At 58.5% G+C, this 2326-nt stretch carries 3 protein-coding genes; 1 reads left to right on the top strand and 2 read right to left on the bottom strand.

Annotated features, from left to right (window positions below; translation table 11 throughout):
- Nucleotides 1-121: 121 nt before the first annotated feature.
- On the bottom strand, nucleotides 122-646 hold the full coding sequence (locus NW818_RS05895; RefSeq protein WP_414344197.1) for a DUF192 domain-containing protein: 525 nt from the start codon (nucleotides 644-646) through the stop codon (nucleotides 122-124).
- A 72-nt stretch (nucleotides 647-718) separates the two neighbouring features.
- On the bottom strand, nucleotides 719-895 hold the full coding sequence (locus NW818_RS05900; protein WP_187147162.1) for a hypothetical protein: 177 nt from the start codon (nucleotides 893-895) through the stop codon (nucleotides 719-721).
- Between the two features lie 69 nt (nucleotides 896-964).
- On the opposite strand from NW818_RS05900, the gene NW818_RS05905 reads away from it, so the two are divergent.
- Nucleotides 965-2248: a serpin family protein gene (locus tag NW818_RS05905; protein WP_414424069.1), complete on the top strand. Its 1284-nt coding sequence runs from the start codon at nucleotides 965-967 to the stop codon at nucleotides 2246-2248.
- The last annotated feature ends 78 nt before the right edge of the window (nucleotides 2249-2326 follow it).

Consider the following 2326-nt stretch of genomic DNA (forward strand, 5'->3'; position numbering starts at 1 on the left):
TATTATTGACTAGAGTCATGCTCTTCTGTAGGCCTAGTTAGCAACCCTCAAAAATCATCGCAAAGATTCTTCAAAAGATCATCTTCGAGCCCGTCTTCCTTGTCCCCAAGGGAGGGAGAGATCAAGGGGCTACGGGCTGAAGCTCTCGGATCTCGACCGGATCTCCAACGGCCAAACCCAAAGCGGCAGCCGTCCCGCCGCGAAACTCCAGCACACCGTCCACCAACTGGGAAGGAGGCGGCCCATAGGTGGGGCAGGGTTGGGCGGGGCAGCCGGGCACATCGGCGGCAATGTACACCACCTTGCCTTGGTGAAGGAAAATGATGTCCAGGTTGATCAGGGTGTTGAACATCCAAAAAGAAGCTGGCTGGGGCGGATCAAAGGGAAACCACATGCCCCGATCCGGCGGCAAATCGGTGCGAAACATCAGGCCCAAGCGCTGTTGCTCAGGGGTGCGGGCCACCTCTAGCTCAAAGCGTTGGCCGGCAAGGGTGACTTCGGCTTCAACCGGCAGTTGCTGGGGCTGCCCTATGGCTGGGGGGGATGGAGAGATGGCTTCGGTTACCTGAGTTTGTGAGGCGGGAGATCTCTCCGTGGCAGCAGTACATCCCAAGCCGGATCCCAGGAGCAGTAGAGCCAGGCCCAAGGCGACTCTGCACCCTTTTGGAACGTGTATCGTGAACAGAACCATGTGGCACTCTCCTGTGCAGGCTTCATCCTATCGCGCCAGACGCTGCTGCTGCGACTTGACCAGCCAGACGCAGGAAGTTCCCCCCTGGGAGAGCCTTGCCAATTCTTGCTTGCCGGAAGCGGCCTGTGCTTTTCCCCCTTGAGCGCAGCCGGAATGGCGGCCCTGGGCAAGGGAAGTCCACAACCGACCCGATAGCATAGCCATAGACTCTGCCAGGAGAGCCGTATGAAAGACCCTTTCAATTTCAATTTCAATAGATTCAATAGATCCTCGGTGAGCCGGATCCCTCTTCTGGCTCTGCTGGGTTTACTGAGCCTGGGCCTCTGGCCCACTCACGGGATGGGATCCCGTTCACAGGAAACCCCGGTGCGGATTCCCTTTGAGCCAACGGTGACCTATGGGGAAGGGTATGGGGAAAAGACCGTGGCCCAACAAGCCCAAAGCCGCTTTGCGCTGAAACTGTTTGATCACCTGCTCCGTCAGCAGCCCCAAGAGAACCTCTTTTTCTCCCCCTTGAGCATCCGCCTGGCCCTGAGCATGCTCTACAACGGCGCCTCTGGGGAGACTCAAACGGCAATGGCCGAGGTGCTGGAGGCACAGGACCTTTCCCTCAATGAGTTGAACTGGAGCAATGCCCAAATGGTGGGCTGGCTGGCGGAGGGATCCCCGGCAGGAGGGCCAGTCCAGGTGCAAATGGCCAACGGCCTCTGGGTGGATCAAACCCTCACCTTACAGCCCCAGTTTTTGCAGGCTTTGGCCACCTACTACCAAGCGGTGGTGAATCGGGTGAATTTGGGATCCCGGCAAACGGTGAACCAGATCAACGGCTGGGTGGCCGAGCGCACCCAGGGCAAGATCAACCGCATTGTGGATCGCCTCAGCCGCGAGGATTTGATGGTTTTGCTCAATGCCATCTACTTCAAAGGCGAGTGGACTCAGCCCTTCGATCCGGAGCGCACCCAAACTCAGCCCTTTACTCGGTTGGATGGCCGCCGCGTCCGAGTACCCATGATGGTTCAATCAGGTCGTTACGACTACCTGGAAACCGAGCAGTTGCAGGTGGTGAGCCTGCCCTACGGGGAAGGAGAACTGGAAATGCTGATCCTGCTGCCCAAGAAGGGAGTGAAGCTGGAATCGCTGCGGGCAGAGCTGAGCCCGGAAACTTGGCAAGAATGGACGGGATCCCTGCGCCCCCGTGCAGGTTCGGTGCGGATCCCGAGATTTGAATTGGCTTATGAAACGGATCTCACTTCCGTTCTGCAGCAGTTGGGCCTGGGAGTTGCCTTTTCCAACCGAGCCGACTTCAGCCAGATGACCCCAGAGCCAGCGCGGATCAGCAGAGTCCTGCACAAAGCAGCAATTGAAGTGAACGAAGAGGGATCCGAGGCGGCAGCCGCTACTGGGGTGATCGTCTCCCGGACTGCTGTCGACCGGCAAGAGCCCTTTCAATTTGTGGCAGATCGGCCCTTCTGGTTTGCCATTGTGGCCTCCGGATCCGGCGGCAACCCAGCGGCCCAAACCGTGTTGTTCATGGGGTCCCTAGTGGATCCTGAATAAGGGGATCCCTCAGGGCAGCTTGCTGACTTCTTACCGGGCGTGCAGATCGCTCTTCAGCTAGAAATCGCAGGAGCCCCG

The organism is Synechococcus sp. R6-5, from assembly GCF_047461775.1.
Taxonomy (GTDB): Bacteria; Cyanobacteriota; Cyanobacteriia; order Thermostichales; family Thermostichaceae; genus Thermostichus.